Genomic DNA, 21,721 nt, shown 5'->3' on the forward strand with positions numbered 1-21,721 from the left:
CCTTATATAATTATCTCAATTTTTCAATCTTTACCATAAACGAACAATATAAATAAAAATACATTTTAAATTCGTTTTTAACGTTATTTTTCAGATGTAACATCTAGTTTTTCAAAAAATGTTAAGAAATCCTTTGACTTCTTAATAAAAATAATGTAAATTATCCTATGGACGAACATTTTTGATTAATAAAAATAAAATATTCGTATTTTAGGGGTGTAAATGATGGAAAACGTATTCGACTATGAAGATATTCAATTAATTCCTGCAAAATGTATTGTAAATAGCCGCTCTGAATGTGATACAACTGTCACTTTAGGAAAACATAAATTTAAATTACCTGTCGTGCCTGCAAATATGCAAACGATTATTGATGAAAGAATCGCAACTTATTTAGCTGAAAACAATTACTTCTATATCATGCATCGTTTCCAACCAGAGAAACGAATCTCATTCATTAGAGATATGCAATCACGTGGATTAATCGCTTCTATCAGCGTTGGTGTAAAAGAGGACGAATATGAATTCGTACAACAATTAGCTGCTGAGCAAATTACACCTGAATATATCACGATTGATATCGCACACGGTCATTCTAATGCTGTGATCAACATGATTCAACATATAAAAAAACATTTACCAGGGAGCTTCGTTATCGCTGGAAACGTTGGAACTCCAGAAGCGGTAAGAGAATTAGAAAATGCTGGTGCTGATGCAACAAAAGTTGGTATTGGACCTGGTAAAGTTTGTATTACTAAAATTAAAACAGGCTTCGGAACTGGTGGTTGGCAGCTAGCTGCACTTCGCTGGTGTGCAAAAGCTGCAAGTAAGCCAATTATCGCTGATGGTGGTATTCGTACACACGGCGACGTAGCTAAATCTATTCGATTTGGGGCAACTATGGTCATGATCGGTTCTCTATTCGCTGGTCACGAAGAGTCTCCAGGGGAAACAATCGAAAGAGATGGCAAACTTTATAAAGAATACTTCGGTTCTGCTTCTGAATTCCAAAAGGGTGAGAAGAAAAACGTTGAAGGTAAGAAAATGTTCGTTGAGCATAAAGGTTCTTTAGAAGATACGTTAATCGAAATGGAACAAGATCTTCAATCTTCTATCTCTTACGCTGGCGGAACAAAATTAGATGCTATTCGTACTGTAGATTATGTTGTCGTGAAAAACTCGATTTTCAACGGCGATAAAGTATATTAATTCTTAAATTTAAAAAGAAGGACAAGCATAAAAGTGCTTGTCCTTCTTTTTAATATATAAAAACATAAAATATTTTTATTTTACTGAATTTTCTAGTATCATGTTTTTAAATAGTCTTAATGAGGAGGAGATAGACTTGAAAAATGTAATGGAAAATCGCCTTAATCGCGCAGAGGTGCCTGCTGAACTAACATGGGATTTATCCGATTTGTATAATTCTGATGCCGAATGGCATACCGCATTAAACGTATTAGAAAATGATATACAGAAACTTGATACATTTAAAGGACGTTTACATACCAACTCCACAACTTTATTAAATTGCCTACTTTTAGAAGAAGAGCTTTTAATGAAGTTAACAAAACTGTATTCATATGCAAATTTAAAAGAATCTACTGATCGTACAAATCCAGTTATTCAAGCGAACTCTTCCAAAATTTCTGCTTTATGGACGAAAGTACATACTGCACTATCCTTTATCCATAATGAAATTCTCTCACTTGAAGAAGGAACAATTGAAAAATATTTAACTGACGAAACAAAACTTGAACCTTTCCGTAAGTCGTTACTAGAGATACTCAAAAAAAGGCAGCACACTCTCTCTCCTGAAACAGAAGAAGCACTTGCTGCACTTGGCGAAGTTCATAGTTCTCCATACAAAATTTACGGCATGACTAAATTGGCCGATATGGATTTCACTTCTATACAAGACGAACAAGGAAACGAACTCCCTGTTTCATTCTCATTATTTGAAAGCAAATATGAATTTTCTCCAAGCACATATATACGTCGAAAAGCATATTCATCATTTGTTTCCACACTAAAACAATATAAAAATACAATTGCCACAACATATGCTACTGAAGTTAAAAAACAAGTAACACTTTCTCGTTTACGTAAATATGAATCCGTTACCCATATGCTATTAGAACCACAAAGAGTTCCACTTGAAATGTATAACAACCAACTTGATATTATTTATAAAGAATTAGCACCTCATATGCGCCGTTTTGCAGATTTAAAAAAGAAAGTATTAGGACTCGATCAAATGCTTTTCTGCGACTTACATGCACCTTTAGATCCCGAATTTAATCCAGCTATTACTTATGAAGAAGCAGGCACGCTCATTCAAGATTCTTTAAAAGTATTAGGCGATGAATATAGTTCAATAATCCAAAAAGGATTCAAAGAAAGATGGGTAGATCTTGCAGATAACGTAGGCAAATCAACCGGGGCATTTTGCTCAAGTCCATACGGCTCTCATCCCTATATTTTAATTACATGGCAAAATACGATGCGTGGATGCTTCACATTAGCACATGAATTTGGACATGCTGGTCATTTCTATTTAGCAAATAAAAACCAACGTATCATGAACGTACGCCCATCTATGTACTTTGTTGAAGCACCATCAACTATGAATGAATTACTATTAGCTCAGCATTTACTAGCGACTACTGACGATAAGAGAATGCGCAGATGGGTCATTCTACAACTACTCGGCACATATTATCACAACTTTGTTACTCATTTACTTGAGGGTGAATATCAACGTAGGGTATATGCTCTAGCAGAAGAAGGACAGGCCCTTACAGCTACAACTTTAACTGAAATTAAAACAAATGTCCTTTCGACATTCTGGGGAGATTCTGTAGAAATCGATGAAGGTGCGGGCTTAACTTGGATGCGTCAGCCTCATTATTATATGGGTCTATATTCTTACACATATTCCGCAGGCCTCACTACAGCTACTGCAATAGCTCAAATGATTAAAGCGGAAGGACAACCTGCTATTGATCGCTGGTTAAATGTGCTTCGCGCTGGTGGTACAATGAAACCACTTGAACTAATGAAACATGCCGGAGTAGATATGTCAAAATCAGATGCAATCCGTAAAGCTGTTTCTTACGTTGGTTCATTAATTGATGAATTAGAGCATTCTTATCAAGAATAAAAAATAAGCCCTCGCTTTATGAGGGCTTATTTCATATTTACTTCCCAAACCTTTTACGATATCCACATTTCCTACAAAGCTCTTCAACCGCAACTCTTTTTGAAAATCCATCGACAATGTTTGTTGCTCTTTCACCTTCTATAATGTTAGAAAATGAATCATTATTAATATTTCCAAGGTTAATAATCCCTTCACCATCTAAACAACAAGGAATAACCGTCCCATTCGCTAAAATCCCTGCCTGATTACGAAGTCCATGACAAAATCCTTTCCCATCATCCTCTTCTTCATGTAATGCTGGCCACTGGAATTCATAGTCTTGATTAATAAAGACACGTTCTGCAATTTTTATACCTTTTCCTGGTGTAAGCTTCTCTTCAATCTGATAAGATAGATCAAATTCATTTTCAATTATGGATAATAACTCTCTATTTTTCTGGATTTCAGCATTTGTTTTATTATCCTGAGTTAAATTCCATAACCTTAACGATACAATTAAATCTGATTGACTTGTCGCTTCCCTAATGAAGGAAAGTATACTCCTTACATAGCCCTCTTTATCTTGCGAACCTGGGTGTCCATCAAAACTATGCAGTGAAAAATTCATTTGTCTTAACGCGGGCTTATTTAACAGCCTATGCCTTCTCTTATTAATTAACGTTCCGTTCGTTGTAATATTAACTTTAAACCCTTTTTCATGGCTTAAGTCTAATAGCTGATCTATTTTCGGATGGAGCAACGGCTCACCCTTCACGTGCAAATAAATGTAGTCTGTGTGAGGTTTAATTTGGTCTAATCTTTTAGCAAAATCCTCTACAGAAATGAATTGCTTCTGCCTTTCCGTCGGCGGACAAAAGCTACACGCAAGATTACACACACTCGTAATCTCCAAGTAAAACTTCTTAAACTTCTTCACCTTTAATTCCTCACTTCTCTAACTACTTATACTTTTTCCTCTTCATATTACAGCATATTTTTATAGAAATAGAAACATACTTATTTTAGGAAATGTACATACCATCTAATAATGTTTAAAAGACCATCGGTAATTTTTGTCCAATGGTCTTTCCCACTATTAATTATCTTTAACCTCTTTTACATACTCCCATGTTTCACCTTGATCTTTTGATTGATAAAGTATACTACTATTACCATTGTAGTCTCCATCTGCTCCTTGCCCTACTAGCATGTTAAAAACTCCATCCTTCTCATAAGGCATATTAGGAAAATCAAACGGATTTATTGCCTGTCCACTTTCTAGTTTCACTTCATAATTTGTATAGCTCAACTTTTTAAAAGTTATACCCCCATCATCTGTACGGTATAACCTCCCTTCATTTCCAGAGGGTCTGGCTGCCCTTAAAAATCCGAGCTTTTCATTAAAAAAGATGATTCCTGATGCACTACCTACCGCTTCATTGAACGGGTCTTCATTTATAACTCCCCATGTTTCCCCTCCATCAATTGTCTTGCTTAGTGAATAAAAGGTGCTCCCTAATGCTTTATCTGTGACATCTAGTTTATAACCAACTTCTTTTGAAAAGTAAAATTGCTCATTATTATTAGTTAAATTCTTCTTTTTCTTTTTAGAACTACTTTCCTTACTCCAATTTGGGTCACCTAGTAAATTATATCTAGCAGGTACTACCTCTTTCTCTTTTCCAGGGATAAATATAGATACCGTATATCCAATTATTTCGGACTTTGCTTCTTCAAGCTTCTCTAATTTCCCATCTTTATTAATATTAATAATTCCTTCTCTGTTGTAACCCCAGTTCCTTTTCCCATAATAGACCAGCCCATACTTATCTTCATTCCACTTACTTACAGTTTGTTTAACTGGAATGGCTTGAACTGTTTTAATTAAAGGTTTTACTAATTTATCTTCATTATAATCAGCGTTAACATACCCATTTAATCCTACAAAAATATCTTTTGATTTATTTTTATTATAAGATATTAAGTAGCTTTCCTCTTTTCCAGCAGCATTTTTCCCATAAAGAAAAGTATCAAATGATGTAATTGTTCCATCTGATTTAAATTCCAAAGTAAAATCATCCGACATATATAACTTCTTTGGCAAAGTATATTTCTTATTTATATCTTCAAAAATGCCCTCTACACCATACTTATATATATTATCACGCTCAAGTTTAACTGATCTTTCGTTTTTTACGCTTTCTATAAACCATGCTAGTTTACCGCCATAATTCGTTGCACTTTTATAAATTTTTATCCCATAAAAAGACGTTATAAGGATAAGTATTAGAACAGAAATGTATTTCCATCCCTTTACATTTAATAATTTGGATGATTCGCGTTCCCTATTTTTCACAATTTTAATTGTAGTAAATATAATGATAAGTATTAGAAATGCTATAGATAATAACCAAATATAAATATTATTATTCATTCTCCCATACATACATAATAAAGCTAACTCATAACAAAAAATCCAGTATACGATTATTACTAATGGATTTTTTAGTAATGATGCCAATATTTTTTTCATATCTTCCTTAAATATGTTAATCCCCCCTAATTACATCTAATACTTCTTTTTTCCTATATTGAGTATACTTGATTTCACCAGGCACTTGCATACCCCCATATTTACTGTACATCTTCATTACATATCGGTTAAATCTAAAATAATAAAATGCGTATAAAAAAGCACTCTATCTTGTAAAGATAAGTGCTTTTTTATACGCATTTTATTCAATATACAGCCAATAATACTTCATGTTGGTACACAAGGCATGATTAATTTCGGATCAATATTTATGATACAGTTCACCGTAACTAATCTAAATAAGTTTAATTTTTATTATCTTTATAATTAAATTTAACAAAAAAGGTAGTGCCTTCCGATCCTGTTTGAATTTCTATTTTTGCATTATGGCGGGCAGCAATGGCATAACATACACCTAACCCCAATCCAGTTCCATTATCTTTGGTCGTGTAAAATGGCGTACCCAGTTTCTCTAAGACTTCAGGCCTGATACCTTTTCCTTGATCGTGCACTGCAAGCACCACACAATTTTGACCTTCCTTGTAGGTGCTAATGGTTAGAACTTTCCCTGTATTCATCGCTTCTAAGCCATTACGATATAGATTCATTAATAATTGCCGTATCTCATTACGATTTAAAAGTAATTCCGGAATGTCATTTGTATCGACTTGAATATATTTATTTTGATTATACGTATCAATCTTTATTAAAGGGATAATATCGCGGATAATTGAATTTAAATCTAACATCTGCAAATCTAATTTCCTTGTATTACCCATTGAGAGAAATTCAGTAATAATAGAATTGGCACGGTTAAGTTCTTCAATCATTAAATGAAAGTACTTATTATGTTTCTCATAGGTATTCTCTTCTTTTAATAACTGCAAAAATCCTAGTACCGTTGTCATTGGATTTCTAATTTCATGGCTGATACCTGCTGCCATTTGCCCTATTAAATCAATGTTAGATAATCTTTTCAATTCCTGTTCATATTTCTTTTTTTCCGTTATGTTTTTAAAAATACAGCAAATACCATCATCATACGGGTATGCAATAACTTCGTGCCAATATTCATCTGCAGTAGAAAGAAATTCGAAATGAACTGTAGTTCGCTCTGACATCGCACGATGAAATTCCTTATACATAACTGTGTCGATGTCACTCGGGAAAACATCCCATATATTCTTTCCTAATACATCTTTTGCTGTTTTTCTTTGCGGAAAATATTGGTGCTTATTTACGTACGTAAATTCCCATTTATTATTTAAAGTAAAGAATCCATCCGTAATACATTCAATCACACTTGTAACTTTTTCATTAGCAGCAGCTAGCTCTCCCGTTCGCTCTTTCACTATGCTTTCTAGTTGATCCATATATAACAAATTTGAAAACGTAGGGGCTGTGGCATCAACGATAGATTTTGCTAGTTGAATTTGAGAATTATCGTAATTGTGAGCTTTTCCTTCTTTGCCAACGACGATTACCCCTAATACTTCTCCCACTGAAACCAATGGAATCATCAATAGATCCTTACTATCTATATTTTTTGTTTGAATAACCTCTTGGATCTTGGCTTCATAGCTTTTCTCTGTCCGATCCGCTTCTGTCCAATCACAGCCCTTACTTAATTTCGTTGTTTTAATCGTTGTTTTGTCTAGCGGATCTAGAAGATGGGCAGTCATATTTTTACTCTCTAAAATCTGTTCTAAGTAAAAAAAGCATTTATCAAAACTCTCCTGTATCGAAGAACACATTGATAAATCACGGGTAACATTTAGTAACAGCTGCTTCTCAGCAATAAGGTTTTCCTTTTGTGTTAAATTATTTGCGTTTTGAATTGCGACCGCGGCCATATTTACATAAGCTTCAACACTTTGAATTTCTGAATCTGTTAAGTTCATCGGAATCCCATAATCAAATAAAAAAACCAGACCAAATAACTCTTGCCTAAATGAGATAGGCAGAGCTAATAAGGACTTAATTTTAAACGCATCAACTGGTCTCGGATCTGGTCGATGATCCTTTGAGGTATCAGGAATATAGATGGTTTTTTTCGTTTCAATAACTTCTTTTGCCAGTAAGTCTATTTCAGGATCAATTACCTGAGTATCGAGCGTTACGCCATTTATGGTCTCTGGTTTTCCTGCAAACCCTCTAAATGTTCCATCTTCCTGTGGTAAATAAATTCCAACAGCATCGCACCTAACAATCTCCTCTGATATCGCCATTGTCACACGCTGCAATACTTCACGTAGTTCTAATTTCGTATTTATTATTTTTGTTATATTCGCGAGCCTAGAATATCTCGTCTGATCACTTACCATTCACATAGCCTCCAGTTATAGGCATAATAAAATAAATATGATAATATCAGTGTCTTACCTTTATTTTACATAGAATATCTTACTTATGATACGGTTCCCCACGATTAATCCGAAACGCTCTATACACTTGTTCAAGCAATACTAATCGCATTAATTGGTGTGGTAATGTCATCTTTGAAAAAGAAAGTGATTCGTTTGAACGCTTCATCACTTCTGAACTTAGTCCGAGTGATCCACCAATTACAAATGCGACTTTACTCTTTCCGTATGTAGCAAGGCGATCTAGACTTACCGCAAATTCTTCTGATGACTTTTGCTTTCCTTCTATAGCTAATGCAATCACATGCGTGTCATCAGAAATTTTATCCAGTATACGTATACCTTCTTTTTCCTTTACAATTAACATTTCTGCTTCACTTAAATTTTCTGGCGCCTTTTCATCGGGCAATTCAATTACTTCTACTTTTGCGTATGCTGATAATCGTTTTAAGTATTCTGCTATACCTTGTTTCAAATATTTTTCTTTTAATTTCCCAATTGAAATAATCGAGATATTCACACGTATCATCCACCTTACAAACATGTTATCCACAAAACTTATCCACATATCCACAAACACTACCCACATATTGTGTGAGAATCTGTGTTCGATACAACATATGTCGCCTCATTTTGACAAAATTCACATGTTTTTTTCTCTTTTTCTGAGTTATCCACATTGTTGATAACCGGCGCAACTTCACACTCATCCACAATAATATCTAACGCTAATTCAACATGTTCTAAACAACAAGGTAAATTCATTTTCTTCACCTCACTTTTCTACAATAGAAAACAGGAGGTAGGCCCTCCTGTTTTTAATACTTTTGAATGCCTAATTTCACTGTTGTTGTTACTCTTTTTGTACCACGATAAAACGTAAGAGTCATTTTATCATTAATTTCCTTATCATATAAGGCCGTGCGGAATCCAATAATATCGCGAATCGGTTTTCCATCTACTGCCACAATAACATCATGTTCTCTTAAACCAGCATCTGCGCCTGGCGAAGGACTTTTCACATCCAAAATACAAACTCCTTCTGTTACAGTACCTGGTAAATGTAATGTTTTTGACCAATAATAGTTTGGAATTTCATTTAATGACCTAAGTTCAATCCCAACATACGGCCTTCTTACTTTTCCATACTTCTCAAGTTCATTCATAATCGGAACAGCCCTAGTCACCGGAATAGCAAGTCCGATTCCTTCTACTTCTTTTGCAGCAATTTTCATTGAATTAATACCAATTAATTGTCCTGCTGCATTTACAAGCGCACCGCCACTATTCCCCGGATTAATCGCCGCATCCGTTTGTAACACTTCTACTTGCCAATCATAGTGTCCATCTTGATCTAAATCTACAGGGACAATACGTTCATTAGCTGAAATAATACCTTGTGTAACAGTTCCAGAGAATTGCAGTCCGAGTGGATTTCCAATCGCAATGACTGGCTCTCCTCTGCGAACAGTATTAGAATCGCCGATTTCAATTATTTTTTTCACATGCTTTGCATCTATTTCTAATACAGCTAAATCTGTGACTACATCGGTTCCTAATACTTTTCCAGGAACCTTCTTACCGTCACTTAAACTTACTTCAATACGATTCGCTCCAGCTACAACATGATTATTCGTTACAATATAAGCTTGACCATTTGTCTTTTTATAAATTACTCCTGATCCTGTACCAGCCTCTGAATCTGCCTCTGAAAAGTTATCTCGTTGAATGTTAATAACGCCCACAACAGCTTCAGATGCACGGTCAACAGCATCTACAAAGCTAATCTGTTTAATTCCTTGAGCTTCGGCCATATTACTTCCGCTTGCTTCAGCTTGCGGAAGCGTATCAGCAGAATTTGAAAATAAAGGAGCTCCAAACGCAAATAAAGAAGCTCCTACAATTGTTCCCGCTATACTAGAAAGAACTATACCTTTATGCTTCTTTTTCCCTGCACGTTTCATACGATAATTTTCTTCATCAATAAAGGACATATTTGTTCACCCATCTTCCTGAAAACAACTATATTCACCTTTATTGTTTACTAAAATGAAGAATTATACGTATTGAATTTTTGTAGGCATTTTTGGATCTGTATCGTGAATTTCAAAGGATTCACCCACTCCAAATCCTTTTTCCTCTAGTACTTGTGATACTGACATACGAGCTAGTTCTTTCATGTTATTATCTAAGCTTAAATGGGCTAAATAAATATGCTTTGTCTCATCTGTAATTACATCTGCCATTGCTAATGCAGCATCTTCATTACAAACATGCCCAACGTCGCTTAAAATACGTCGTTTAATGCTCCATGGGTAACGTCCCATACGAAGCATTTCCACATCATGATTACTTTCAAATACGAAAGCATTAGCTCCCTTAATAACGCCCTTCATACGGTCGCTTACGTATCCCGTATCTGTAATAAGTGCTAATTTCCTATTATTGTTATGGAAAGCATAAAACATCGGTTCTGCCGCATCATGAGAAACTCCAAATGATTCGACTTCAATATCACCAAATGTTTTCACATCCCCAACTGAGAAAATGAATTTTTGCTCAGTTGGGATATTTCCTATTAAATGTTCCATTGCATTCCATGTTTTTTCATTCGCATAAACGGGTAAATCATATTTACGCGCCAATACACCTAACCCTTTAATATGATCACTATGCTCATGTGTTACAAGAATACCTGATACATCATTTATATTCAGTTCTGCTTGTTTAAATAAAGCCTCTGTCGCTTTACCACTTAAACCTGCATCGACTAGTAATTTTTTTTCATCGGTTCCTACGTATAGCATATTTCCTGTACTTCCACTTGCAAGTACGCTAAAATGCAACCCCATTCTTTCTCACTCCAGTATGTTCATCAACCACTTGATTTTCCTTTTCCCCTAATTCCATAACTTGTCCTTCAATTGCATTCACAAAGAAGTCCTGTTTCTGCTCCGTTTTTAAATTCCACGTTGGAGCAAGTACTTGGTTATTAGAAGTAGATGCGGTAAGAGTGGCATAGCCAATTTGTGCTTCTTTAACATGCGTATTTCCATGAATTTTATTTTTTAAATACAAATTTTCTAAAGCTGTTTGAGCCGTAATAATTTCTTGCTCTTTCGTTTTTTCACCTTCGCCCATTTCTTTTAAATCAGTTAGCATTGTCTGCGTATATGAAACAAGTTCATTTTTTTCATTTAATTCCACAACAATCATCGCCTGATTATTATAGAAAATAGGCTTATCTTTATATTTTTGGAAGAAATAAATTTTAGAGTCTTTCACCGCTCCAAATTCATACTTTTGTCCATCCAATACATAGTTCTTCAAAAATTCATTATACTTATCTTTTGATAATGATTTCGTATTTAAAAAAGGCTCTTTTAGCTTACTTTCTATCTTGTACATATTTTGTATATGCGCCGTTTGATTTTTCAAAGACTGTATATCATCTTCTTTAAAGGCTTTATTTTCCGCTCTAATAAACGACTCTTTTTTCGGTTCCTTAGGGATATTCCCTATAGTAATTTTGTTTGCCTTTAATTCTTGATCTATCTTTGTTTCTGCAATAAGCTCCAATTGATTACTATCTTGCTTTTGAATGAATTGAAAAATGAGAAAGAGGTCCAAAACAAAAAAGGTCACAATAAATATGGTTTTAATCCGATCCCAATCCATTTAGTCCTCCCTCACTCCACTCATAGATTTTCTGTTTACCTGTTTCACCTTCAACAAGCTTTACATACCAAATTGGTTGTAGTCGAACTACTTGTCCATCTAGTGATAACTTGTATCCAATACCAATATCCTTAATTACTTGTTTCTTTATCTCTGGATTATTTTCTAGAGATGCTATTACAACATGCCCTGACGGAAGAGTAACCTTCTGTTCTATGCCTTTAGTATTTAAAGACAGCAACGGTCTTTCATATTCCATTACTTCTTCTGATCCCCATTTTTGTCTCAATTCAGCTAATCCATCTGTATTGAATACGGAATATCCATCTTCATGTAAGCGAAACACTGTCTCTCCTTTATTCATATAGTCCAAACGATATGAATCCAAACTTCCACTGTGACCACTTACGAATTCAAAGCTTTTTTGTAACAGCATTAAATTATCTATCGTTTTCTCAGTTAAGACAGAAGAGTTTTTATACTTTAGCATGTGACGATCGTCTTCAATTTCCATAGATCTAATACCATCTGTAAATGTTTCTTTCGATATCTCAGTAATTGGACTTAAATAACGAGGATCACTAAACAGAGCATTCTTAAACGTATCCACTGCTAAATTAGATGAGATATATGTTATATTGTTTAACTCTGTCGTTCCATCTGGTAAAAATAACTTTTTCATATCATTGATTTGATAATCAAAATAAGGCTTTGCTGATACTATAAATTGATTTTGGGCATTTACAATATCTTTTAAATACACGCCACTTAATTTTGCCTCATATATTTTAAAGTTATCACCATCAGAAACAAAGTTAATTTTAATTTCTTGATCCTTACTTCTAGAAGGATCAAGAAGAATACGATTAAAATGTTTAGGCTTATCTGTACCTTTCTCTTTCATGTTAAACATGGATTTAACTGCATCAAATGGGATATCGGTAGGGAAAACAAGTTCAATTTTCCCTTCACCATGCACATAGGACAGGAAATCACCCTTAGTGATTGATATCTCTCTAAACTCATGTAGTTCCCCTACTTCCAGAGGCTTATAGATTGATTCTATATCTGCCTCTCTTCTGCTCCCATAATGATTTTTATCTTTATGCACGATGATAGAAGTAGGACGGACAACATCGGCAATTTTAGTTTGATTCGTTCCTTCATTGCCCTGTACAAATTTCGCGTTTTGCATGGATGTAGAATCTGGCACATACGTCCATAGGTTAAAAGTAAGAAATAGGCTAATTACGACTAGGTTAATTAAAACTATTGTTTTAAAGTTTTCCATACTCATTCCCAATCGTCCTCTTCATCTGCTGCCATTGGTAACGTGAAATAAATAGTTGTCCCTTTTCCTTCTTCACTCTTCGCCCAAATAGAGCCACCATGTGCCTCAATCATTTCTTTTGCAATTGCTAATCCAAGTCCCGTACCACCCATTTGTCTTGAACGAGCTTTATCTACGCGATAAAAACGTTCAAAGATTTTATCAACGTTTTCTTTTGGAATACCCATTCCTTGGTCACTTACGCTAATTTCTAATAAATCACCGCGATCACGTAAGCGATATGTTACTGTTCCACCTTCTGGTGAATACTTTAATGCGTTAGAAATAATGTTATACAGCACTTGAGTAATTTTGTCAGTATCCATATCAATAAACCTAGATTTTTTAGAGAAAGATCGTTTGAAACTTACATTTTGCTCTTTAGACATTTCAAAGCGATCAATAACATTATTAAAGAAATCAGTAAAGTCGACCCATTCTTTCATTAAACGGTGCTCTGTACTATCAAGTTTAGATAGCTGTAACAACGCATTTACAAGTCTAATCATTCTTTCTGTTTCTTCTTGTGTAACCGTTAAAAATTGTGGTGCAATATTCGGATCCTGCCACGCTCCATCTGTAAGTGCCTCTAAATAACTGCGCATCGTCGTTAATGGCGTCCTTAATTCATGAGAGACATTCGCCACAAACTCACGGCGTTCCCCTTCTATACGCTCCTGCTCTGTTACATCATATAGTACAGCAATTAAGCCATTGGCCTTCCCTGTTTCTTTTTGAATAACAGAGAAACTAGCACGTAAAATATATGGTTCGTTTCTCGTACTAAAATCTAATAACACAGAATCTGGCTCTTCATATAAATGATCGAGCGTAAATTCTTCCTGTATCCCTAATACCTCTAAAACAGATTGATCGAGCGCTGTTTCACGAGAAACATTTAACATCTTTTCCGCAGGGTCATTTAGTAAAATAATATCCCCTTTTCGGTCAGTAGCAATTACTCCATCTGTCATATGTGATAAAACGGATGATAATTTACGCCTTTCACTTTCTGTAGAAGAACGAGCTTGTTGTAATTTTTTTGATAAATTATTGAAGGATAATGCCAGTTGTCCAATTTCATCATGGCTATGCACTTTTACTTTTCTCGAATAATTTCCTTTTGCCATTTCAATTGCTTGTCTCCGCATATCTGAAATTGGTCTTGTAATTGTTTGAGCCAATAAAATCCCAAGTACGGCCGTTACTAATAAGGCAATTACTGTTCCCGTAGCAAAAATTTGATTTATATCCTTCATTTGTTTATATACATCTTCCATAGATGCAACGATGTATATAACACCAAGCGCATCCTTGCCATTATCATCTAGAATCGGAGTAAGCATAACTTGAACACGATGGCCTGTACTACCATCCTTCTCAATTTTCACTTCTGGCTTTTTTTGTACTAACACTCGCTGAACAGCTATATCAGTTGATGTTCTATTCACCTTATTCTGCTTTGATTCATCTGAAATAGCCAATAACTTTCTATGCGAATCAAATACACTTACCTCTTGGATAACTTTCTTTTGATCAGAGGCAAATTTTCGAATAGAAGTTTTAATGGTTTCATCTGTTGACTCTGTTTCTGCTTTTGTATAACTTTTTTTAAACTCTTGTTTCAAGTTATATGATAATAAGTTTGTTTGCTGCGTTAAAGAATCCCTAAAACCTTGTACTAGGCTCTTCTCTAATTCCCTTACGAAATAAACCCCAATAACTTGCATCGCTATTAATATTAATAGCATATATATAAGCACAAATTTTAAATGAATAGATTGAAAAAAACCAACTTTCTTCATATACTATTCCTGCTCTGGGTCACGCAAGTAATACCCTACTCCACGTCTAGTTACAATTAAAGTAGGATGGCTTGGATTATCTTCAATTTTTTCACGCAAACGACGTACTGTTACGTCTACTGTGCGCACATCTCCAAAATAGTCATAACCCCAAACTGTTTGTAATAAATGTTCGCGTGTCATAACTTGTCCTAAATGTTTCGCTAAATAATGTAGCAACTCAAATTCACGATGTGTAAGCTCGATATTTTCCTCGCGCTTCGTTACACTATATGCATTTGGATTAATAACAATTGGTCCAATAACCATTTCTGTATTTTCTTCTTTTTCTGCAGAACCACCTTGTTGATGACGGCGTAAATTCGCCTTCACACGAGCAAGTAATTCCCTCGTACTAAATGGCTTCGTTACATAATCATCTGCCCCAAGCTCAAGCCCTAATACTTTATCAATCTCAGAGTCCTTTGCTGTAAGCATAATAATCGGCATTTCTGAACTTTTACGTATTTCACGGCAAACCTCTAATCCATCTTTACCCGGTAGCATAATATCTAATAAAACCATATCTGGTTGTTCTTCATTAGCTTTTTCAATTGCTTCATCACCATCATGCGCCATTACTATTTCAAAACCTTCTTTTTCTAGATTAAACTTCAAAATATCTGCAATCGGCTTTTCATCATCAACTACTAAAATTTTCTTTCCCATCATCGTCTATTTCCTCCTTATAAAAATATGGTCAATAATCCCTAAACATATCGATGTTTACATAGTATGTCCTATATGACCGCATCCTTTGTTTAAGTATTTTCTCCTCTATTCTCATAGACTCATGTATGATCCACTTTTACACGGCATCCTATACGATCTATAGAAAAACCTCTAGCTTCAACTGCTAGAGGCTCCTCGTTCTATTTTAAAATAACTACTCAGTTTTGTAAAATTACATAAATAAAAAGGATATTAAGTGGGCCCACTTAATATCCTGAGAGTGGCTCGGGACGGAATCGAACCGCCGACACGAGGATTTTCAGTCCTCTGCTCTACCGACTGAGCTACCGAGCCAAAACTATATATAAAACCACTAATGGTGGTATAAACAAAAGTGGCGGTCCCGACCGGGGTCGAACCGGCGATCTCCTGCGTGACAGGCAGGCATGTTAACCACTACACCACGGGACCAAAAATAAGCATAAAAAAAACATGACCCGTACGGGATTCGAACCCGTGTTACCGCCGTGAAAGGGCGGTGTCTTAACCACTTGACCAACGGGCCACGAAAAATAAAATGGTGAGCCATGAAGGATTCGAACCTTCGACCCTCTGATTAAAAGTCAGATGCTCTACCAACTGAGCTAATGGCTCATACTCACCAACGTCATATTTTCGTGACGACAAGATGTATCATAACATGTATTCTGTATTCTTCGCAATACTTTTTTTCATTTTTTTATAAAAGATAAGAAAAAACTCATGCGGACATGAGTTTTTTCTAAAAATATCAATTAAGCTTCGTATACATTACGAACAATATTCGTTTGGTTACGATCTGGTCCAACTGAGAACATAGATAATTGAATTCCTGTTAACTCAGAAACACGTTCTACGTATTTTCTTGCATTTTCAGGAAGCTCGTCTAATGATTTTACACCAGTAATATCTTCTGTCCAACCTGGAAGCTCTTCATATACAGGCTCACATTTCGCTAAAATGTTTAAGTTTGCTGGAACTTCATCGATAACTTCGCCATTGTATTTGTAAGCAACACAAATTTTAAGAGTTGGAATATCTGTTAGAACGTCGATAGAATTTAATGATAGATCCGTTAAACCACTAACACGACGCGCATGTCTTACAACAACGCTATCGAACCAACCTACGCGGCGCGGACGACCAGTTGTTGTTCCGTACTCACGACCAACTTCACGAATTTGATGACCAATTTCATCATTAAGTTCAGTAGGGAATGGACCGTCACCAACACGGCTTGTATATGCTTTACATACACCTACAACGCGAGTAACTTTCGCAGGGCCAACTCCAGTTCCAACTGTTACACCACCCGCAATCGGGTTAGAAGATGTAACGAACGGGTACGTACCGTGGTCAATATCAAGCATAACACCTTGTGCACCTTCAAATAATACACGGTGATTGTTATCTAGTGCATCATTTAATACAACAGATGTGTCGCATACATATTGTGCGATTTGTTGTCCATATTCGAAGTACTCTTCAAAGATTTCCTCTACGCTGAAACCTTCTGTATCGTACATTTTTTCAAACAAACGATTTTTCTCTACTAAATTGCGCTCAAGCTTCTCTTTAAATGCTTCACGGTCTAAAAGATCAGCCATACGGATACCAATACGAGCAGCTTTATCCATATATGCAGGACCGATACCTTTTTTCGTTGTACCGATTTTGTTATCACCTTTACTAGCCTCTTCTAACTCATCTTGTTTTAAGTGATAAGGTAAAATAACGTGTGCACGGTTACTTACACGTAAATTATCAGTACTTACACCACGGTCGTGTAAGTATTTTAACTCTTCAAGTAATGCTTTCGGATCTACTACTAAGCCATTTCCGATTACACAAATTTTCTCTTTATAGAAAATACCAGATGGAATTAAGTGTAACTTATATTTAACTCCGCCGAAAACAATTGTATGTCCCGCGTTATTTCCACCTTGATATCTTGCAACTACTTCCGCATGCTCAGAAAGAAAATCAGTGATTTTACCTTTTCCTTCGTCGCCCCATTGTGTTCCTACAACTACTACTGAAGACATTATTAAAGCACCTCCGCAATTTTCAAACGATCTATTCAAACAATATAATTGTACCAAAACCGAAAAAGAAGTCAACCAAAAAGCGAACATTTTTTTATTAAAAATCATTTTCGTTCGTAAGAATTATATTTTCACCTTATGAAAGCCTTATCTTTATCCCATAAAAAAAGAAACACATCTTATTATAAGAAATGTGTTTCTTTTTTATACTGCCTTTATGCCCCATCCTCAAAGCGTCGTTCTAAATTAACGAATTTATTAAATTCTTTAACAAACGCAAGCTCTACTGAACCTACCGGACCATTACGTTGTTTTGCAATGATAATTTCAATCGTATTTTTATTTTCCGTTTCACGGTCATAGTAATCTTCACGATATAGGAAAGCTACAATATCAGCATCCTGCTCAATACTACCAGATTCACGAATATCAGACATCATCGGGCGTTTATCCTGACGAGATTCTACACCACGAGATAACTGTGATAAGGCAATAACAGGCACTTGCAATTCACGCGCAATCCCTTTTAAAGTACGAGAAATCTCAGATACCTCCTGCTGACGGTTCTCACCTGATTTCCCACTTCCTTGAATAAGCTGTAAGTAGTCAATTAAAACCATACCAAGACCTTGTTCTTGCTTTAGTCTACGACATTTCGCTCGAATCTCATTTACCTTAATTCCTGGTGTATCATCAATATATATACCGGCATTTGAAAGACTACCCATCGCCATTGTTAATTTCGCCCAATCATCAGAAGTTAATGACCCGGTACGAAGTCTTTGCGCATCGATATTTCCTTCTGCACAAAGCATACGCATAACAAGCTGATCGGAGCCCATCTCCAAACTAAAAATCGCTACATTTTCATCCGTTTTCGTCGCTACGTTTTGTGCAATATTTAATGAAAATGCAGTTTTCCCTACTGACGGACGTGCTGCTACGATGATTAAATCATTTCGCTGGAAACCTGCCGTCATCTTATCTAATTCAGTAAATCCAGTTGGTATCCCAGTAACTTCACCTTTTTGATTATGCAAAAGTTCAATTTTATCATAAGCATCTACAAGAACATCTTTAATATTTTGAAATGCTTTTGCATTCGTTTGATGGGATACTTCTAATATTTTTTTCTCGGCCTCATTTAAAAGGCCGTCTACGTCATCTTCTCTCTCGTATCCATCCGACACAATATGAGTCGCTGTTCGAATTAAACGACGTAAAAGTGCCTTTTCAGCGATGATACGTGCATAATATTCAACGTTAGCAGCTGTTGGAACAACTTCTGCTAACTCTGCTAGATAAGACACTCCACCAACTTCTTCTAGTAATCCTTGATCAGCCATCGCTGATGTCATTATTACTAAATCGATAGGTTCTCCTTTGTCAGATAACCCAAGCATTACCTCAAAAATCTTTTGATGTTTCGTTCGATAGAATGAGTCAGGTACCAATAACTCTGATGCTGATGTTAACGCATCTTGATCAATTAATATGGCCCCTAAAACCGCCTGCTCGGCTTCTATATTATGCGGAGGGGTACGATCAGCAAGTACATCACTCATACGCAATCCTCCTTGCTTAATTTATTTTTATTGTTCACTAACATGAACTTTTACTGTCGCTGTTACTTGCGGATGCAATTTCACTGTTACATTTGTGTAGCCTAATGCACGGATTGCATCATCCATTTCAAATTTACGTTTATCAAGTTTAATTTTATGTGATTTTTGCATCGCATCTACGATTTGTTTGCTCGTAATAGAACCGAATAAACGGCCACCTTCTCCAGATTTCGCTTTTACTTCTACAGTTAATTTCTCTAATGTTTCTTTCAGCTCTTTTGCATTCTCAACTTCTGCTGCTGCATCTTTTTCTTCTTTACGCTTTTGAGCTTCTAAAGTTTTCATACTGCTATTTGTTGCTTCAGCAGCCAATCCCTGTTTTAGTAAGAAGTTATTTGCATAGCCATCTGGTACGTTTTTTACTTCTCCTTTTTTACCTTTACCTTTTACGTCTTTTAGAAAAATTACTTTCATGATTGTGTGCCTCCCTGTAAATAGTCATCAATAACAAATCGAAGCTTCTCCTCGGCTTCATCTACTGTAACATTTTTCATTTGTGTGGCTGCATTCGTCAAATGCCCGCCACCACCTAAGTTTTCCATAATTAGCTGCACATTCACTTCACCTAAAGACCTGCTGCTAATTCCAATGAGATTCTCGCCACGTTTCGCAACAACAAATGATGCAATAATTCCTGTCATTGTTAATAACGTGTCAGCTGATTGCGCAATAAGCACTTGATCGTAGTAATCATCACTATCAACTTTAGCAATCGCAATTCCATTTTTATAAATGTACGCATTTTTTATAGCTTTTGCAACCCGTAAATACTGATCCATATCTTCCTTTAAAAGTTCTTGTACAAGTACAGTATCTGCACCATGTGAGCGTAAATAGGAAGCAGCATCAAACGTACGAGCCCCCGTCCGGAATGTGAAACTTTTCGTGTCGACAATAATCCCCGCTAACAATGCCGTTGCTTCTAACATTGTCATCTTTAAATTTTTCGGTTGATACTCAAGTAATTCTGTAACCAGTTCTGCCGTTGAAGAAGCATATGGTTCCATATAAACTAGCAATGGATCTTCAATAAAATCTTCTCCACGGCGATGATGATCGATAACTACTACATTTTCAATTTTATGTAACAATTTTTGTTCCATCACCATAGAAGGTTTATGTGTATCAACAACAACAAGTAATGACTCATCATTCGCAAATTCCATCGCTTGCTCTGGAGTAATAAAGTGAGACCATAATTCCTCATTTTGTTTCACTTTGTCCATCAAGCGTTTAATTCCCTTATCAGAATCATTTTCATCTAATACAATATATCCTTTACGCTCGTTTAATTGAGCCACTTTTAAAATACCAATCGCAGCACCAATTGCGTCCATATCAGGAGCCCTATGCCCCATGATAATGACATTACTACTTTCTAATACTAAATCCTTTAACGCATGCGAAATGACCCTAGCACGTACACGGGTACGCTTTTCAACCGGATTTGTCTTGCCTCCATAGAACTTAACTTTACCTGTCGCTTGTTTAATAGCTACTTGATCTCCCCCGCGTCCAAGCGCAAGGTCTAAACCAGATTGAGCCATTGCCCCAAGCTCTGACAAAGGTAAATCACCTGATCCGACACCTACACTTAATGTAAGTGGTATATTCCTTTTAGATGTTTCTTCACGCACCTGATCTAAAATACTAAATTTCCCTTTCTCCATTTGCGTCAGAATACTTTCATTTAGCACAACGAAGAATCTTTCTGAAGATGCACGTTTTAAATACGCACCATACTTAAGTGCCCATTCATTTAGTCGCGATGTCACAAGACTTGTTATATTCGTACGTAATTGATCATCTAATCCTTGTGTAACTTCATCATAATTATCCAAATAAATTACAGCTAAAACAGTACGTTGATCCTCATACATCTTTTCGATTTCTGTTTGTTCCGTTACATCAAAGAAATAAATTAACTTTTCTTCTTTCCTTACAAAAACGCGAAACTTTCGATTATTTAAAGAGACTATATCATCAGAAGTTTCTCCTTTAATGAAAAGAAGTAATGTTTCTGATACATCGTAAAGGTGCCATCCAGCTAATGCATGCTGTCCCAGACATGAAGATAAATAAGGATTTGCCCAATCAATCCCATAATCCTTATTGTATAACAAAATACCAATCGGCATTTGGTTAAATGCTTCATTACTTACTTTCTTTACTCTTGTAATCATATCTGTCGTATGCTTTTCGAAATTCCTTTGAAAATTAAGTTCAAATCGTATAACGATAAAAAATACGATACAAAAAATGACAAAAGCAGCTATTCCCATAATTAAATGAAAATAACAGAGAATTGAAATGAGCACAAACACAAAAAATGCCAATACATAAACAGGATATAAAAACCACTGTTTCTTATCAAATTCAGGCATGTATACAACTCCTATAAAGTAAAACTAACTCACCTTCCAGTTAGTTAAACAGATTAAAATAGTATA

General features: G+C 35.5%; 17 protein-coding genes and 4 tRNA genes. 2 read left to right on the forward strand and 19 right to left on the reverse strand.

The window, feature by feature from the left end:
• Positions 1 to 225 precede the first annotated feature (225 nt).
• Together guaC and pepF are read left to right on the forward strand one after the other, a co-directional pair.
• A complete protein-coding gene (guaC, locus tag DOS87_RS29475; protein ID WP_098577934.1) occupies positions 226 to 1,209 on the forward strand; it encodes a GMP reductase in 984 nt (327 codons plus the stop codon).
• Between the two features lie 136 nt (positions 1,210 to 1,345).
• Positions 1,346 to 3,163 (forward strand): oligoendopeptidase F, encoded by a 1,818-nt coding sequence (gene pepF / locus DOS87_RS29480; RefSeq protein ID WP_000800232.1) that lies wholly within the window; start codon positions 1,346 to 1,348, stop codon positions 3,161 to 3,163.
• A gap of 37 nt (positions 3,164 to 3,200) precedes the next feature.
• On the opposite strand, the gene DOS87_RS29485 is transcribed toward pepF, so the two are convergent.
• The 19 genes from DOS87_RS29485 to DOS87_RS29575 form a co-directional block, all read right to left on the reverse strand.
• Positions 3,201 to 4,079, reverse strand: a complete 879-nt coding sequence (locus DOS87_RS29485) for a radical SAM/SPASM domain-containing protein (RefSeq protein WP_000713633.1) — start codon at positions 4,077 to 4,079, stop codon at positions 3,201 to 3,203.
• Between the two features lie 159 nt (positions 4,080 to 4,238).
• The gene (locus tag DOS87_RS29490; RefSeq protein WP_000721638.1) at positions 4,239 to 5,675 is read right to left on the reverse strand and encodes a WD40/YVTN/BNR-like repeat-containing protein; all 1,437 of its coding nucleotides are present in this window, start codon (positions 5,673 to 5,675) and stop codon (positions 4,239 to 4,241) included.
• Positions 5,676 to 5,980: 305 nt separating this feature from the next.
• Positions 5,981 to 7,999: a GAF domain-containing sensor histidine kinase gene (locus DOS87_RS29495; RefSeq protein WP_098424964.1), complete on the reverse strand. Its 2,019-nt coding sequence runs from the start codon at positions 7,997 to 7,999 to the stop codon at positions 5,981 to 5,983.
• A gap of 79 nt (positions 8,000 to 8,078) precedes the next feature.
• Positions 8,079 to 8,558, reverse strand: coding sequence for a 23S rRNA (pseudouridine(1915)-N(3))-methyltransferase RlmH (gene rlmH, locus DOS87_RS29500; RefSeq protein ID WP_001027003.1), 480 nt, complete (start codon positions 8,556 to 8,558; stop codon positions 8,079 to 8,081).
• 59 nt (positions 8,559 to 8,617) lie between these two features.
• Positions 8,618 to 8,803 carry a CxxH/CxxC protein gene (locus DOS87_RS29505; protein ID WP_001052827.1) on the reverse strand — a complete coding sequence of 62 codons (186 nt, stop codon included), beginning with the start codon at positions 8,801 to 8,803 and terminating at the stop codon, positions 8,618 to 8,620.
• Between the two features lie 53 nt (positions 8,804 to 8,856).
• On the reverse strand, positions 8,857 to 10,032 hold the full coding sequence (locus tag DOS87_RS29510; RefSeq protein ID WP_000008032.1) for a S1C family serine protease: 1,176 nt from the start codon (positions 10,030 to 10,032) through the stop codon (positions 8,857 to 8,859).
• Positions 10,033 to 10,095: 63 nt separating this feature from the next.
• Complete coding sequence (locus DOS87_RS29515; RefSeq protein WP_000522837.1) at positions 10,096 to 10,890, reverse strand: MBL fold metallo-hydrolase; 795 nt, start codon at positions 10,888 to 10,890, stop codon at positions 10,096 to 10,098.
• Positions 10,874 to 11,716 carry a two-component system regulatory protein YycI gene (locus DOS87_RS29520; protein WP_000383719.1) on the reverse strand — a complete coding sequence of 281 codons (843 nt, stop codon included), beginning with the start codon at positions 11,714 to 11,716 and terminating at the stop codon, positions 10,874 to 10,876. Before DOS87_RS29520 ends, DOS87_RS29515 begins: the two co-directional genes overlap by 17 nt.
• Positions 11,697 to 13,013: a YycH family regulatory protein gene (locus tag DOS87_RS29525; protein ID WP_000061567.1), complete on the reverse strand. Its 1,317-nt coding sequence runs from the start codon at positions 13,011 to 13,013 to the stop codon at positions 11,697 to 11,699. The genes DOS87_RS29520 and DOS87_RS29525 overlap by 20 nt, the downstream gene beginning before the upstream one ends.
• Entirely contained in the window at positions 13,010 to 14,851 is a 1,842-nt protein-coding gene (walK, locus tag DOS87_RS29530) for a cell wall metabolism sensor histidine kinase WalK (RefSeq protein WP_000755366.1), read from the reverse strand. Before walK ends, DOS87_RS29525 begins: the two co-directional genes overlap by 4 nt.
• Before the next feature lie 3 nt (positions 14,852 to 14,854).
• Positions 14,855 to 15,562, reverse strand: coding sequence for a cell wall metabolism DNA-binding response regulator WalR (gene walR / locus DOS87_RS29535; RefSeq protein WP_000971869.1), 708 nt, complete (start codon positions 15,560 to 15,562; stop codon positions 14,855 to 14,857).
• A gap of 281 nt (positions 15,563 to 15,843) precedes the next feature.
• A tRNA-Phe gene (locus tag DOS87_RS29540) sits at positions 15,844 to 15,916 on the reverse strand.
• A gap of 41 nt (positions 15,917 to 15,957) precedes the next feature.
• Positions 15,958 to 16,033: transfer RNA gene (locus DOS87_RS29545), tRNA-Asp, on the reverse strand.
• A 22-nt stretch (positions 16,034 to 16,055) separates the two neighbouring features.
• Positions 16,056 to 16,127: transfer RNA gene (locus DOS87_RS29550), tRNA-Glu, on the reverse strand.
• Positions 16,128 to 16,140: 13 nt separating this feature from the next.
• A tRNA-Lys gene (locus tag DOS87_RS29555) sits at positions 16,141 to 16,216 on the reverse strand.
• 140 nt (positions 16,217 to 16,356) lie between these two features.
• Positions 16,357 to 17,646: an adenylosuccinate synthase gene (locus tag DOS87_RS29560; RefSeq protein ID WP_000100230.1), complete on the reverse strand. Its 1,290-nt coding sequence runs from the start codon at positions 17,644 to 17,646 to the stop codon at positions 16,357 to 16,359.
• A 215-nt stretch (positions 17,647 to 17,861) separates the two neighbouring features.
• A complete protein-coding gene (gene dnaB / locus DOS87_RS29565) occupies positions 17,862 to 19,211 on the reverse strand; it encodes a replicative DNA helicase (protein WP_001286147.1) in 1,350 nt (449 codons plus the stop codon).
• A gap of 27 nt (positions 19,212 to 19,238) precedes the next feature.
• Positions 19,239 to 19,685 carry a 50S ribosomal protein L9 gene (gene rplI / locus DOS87_RS29570; protein ID WP_000864237.1) on the reverse strand — a complete coding sequence of 149 codons (447 nt, stop codon included), beginning with the start codon at positions 19,683 to 19,685 and terminating at the stop codon, positions 19,239 to 19,241.
• Positions 19,682 to 21,655 (reverse strand): DHH family phosphoesterase, encoded by a 1,974-nt coding sequence (locus DOS87_RS29575; RefSeq protein WP_001113785.1) that lies wholly within the window; start codon positions 21,653 to 21,655, stop codon positions 19,682 to 19,684. Before DOS87_RS29575 ends, rplI begins: the two co-directional genes overlap by 4 nt.
• Between the last annotated feature and the right edge of the window lie 66 nt (positions 21,656 to 21,721).

This window comes from Bacillus sp. CR71 (assembly GCF_003429245.1).
GTDB lineage: Bacteria > Bacillota > Bacilli > Bacillales > Bacillaceae_G > Bacillus_A > Bacillus_A thuringiensis_S.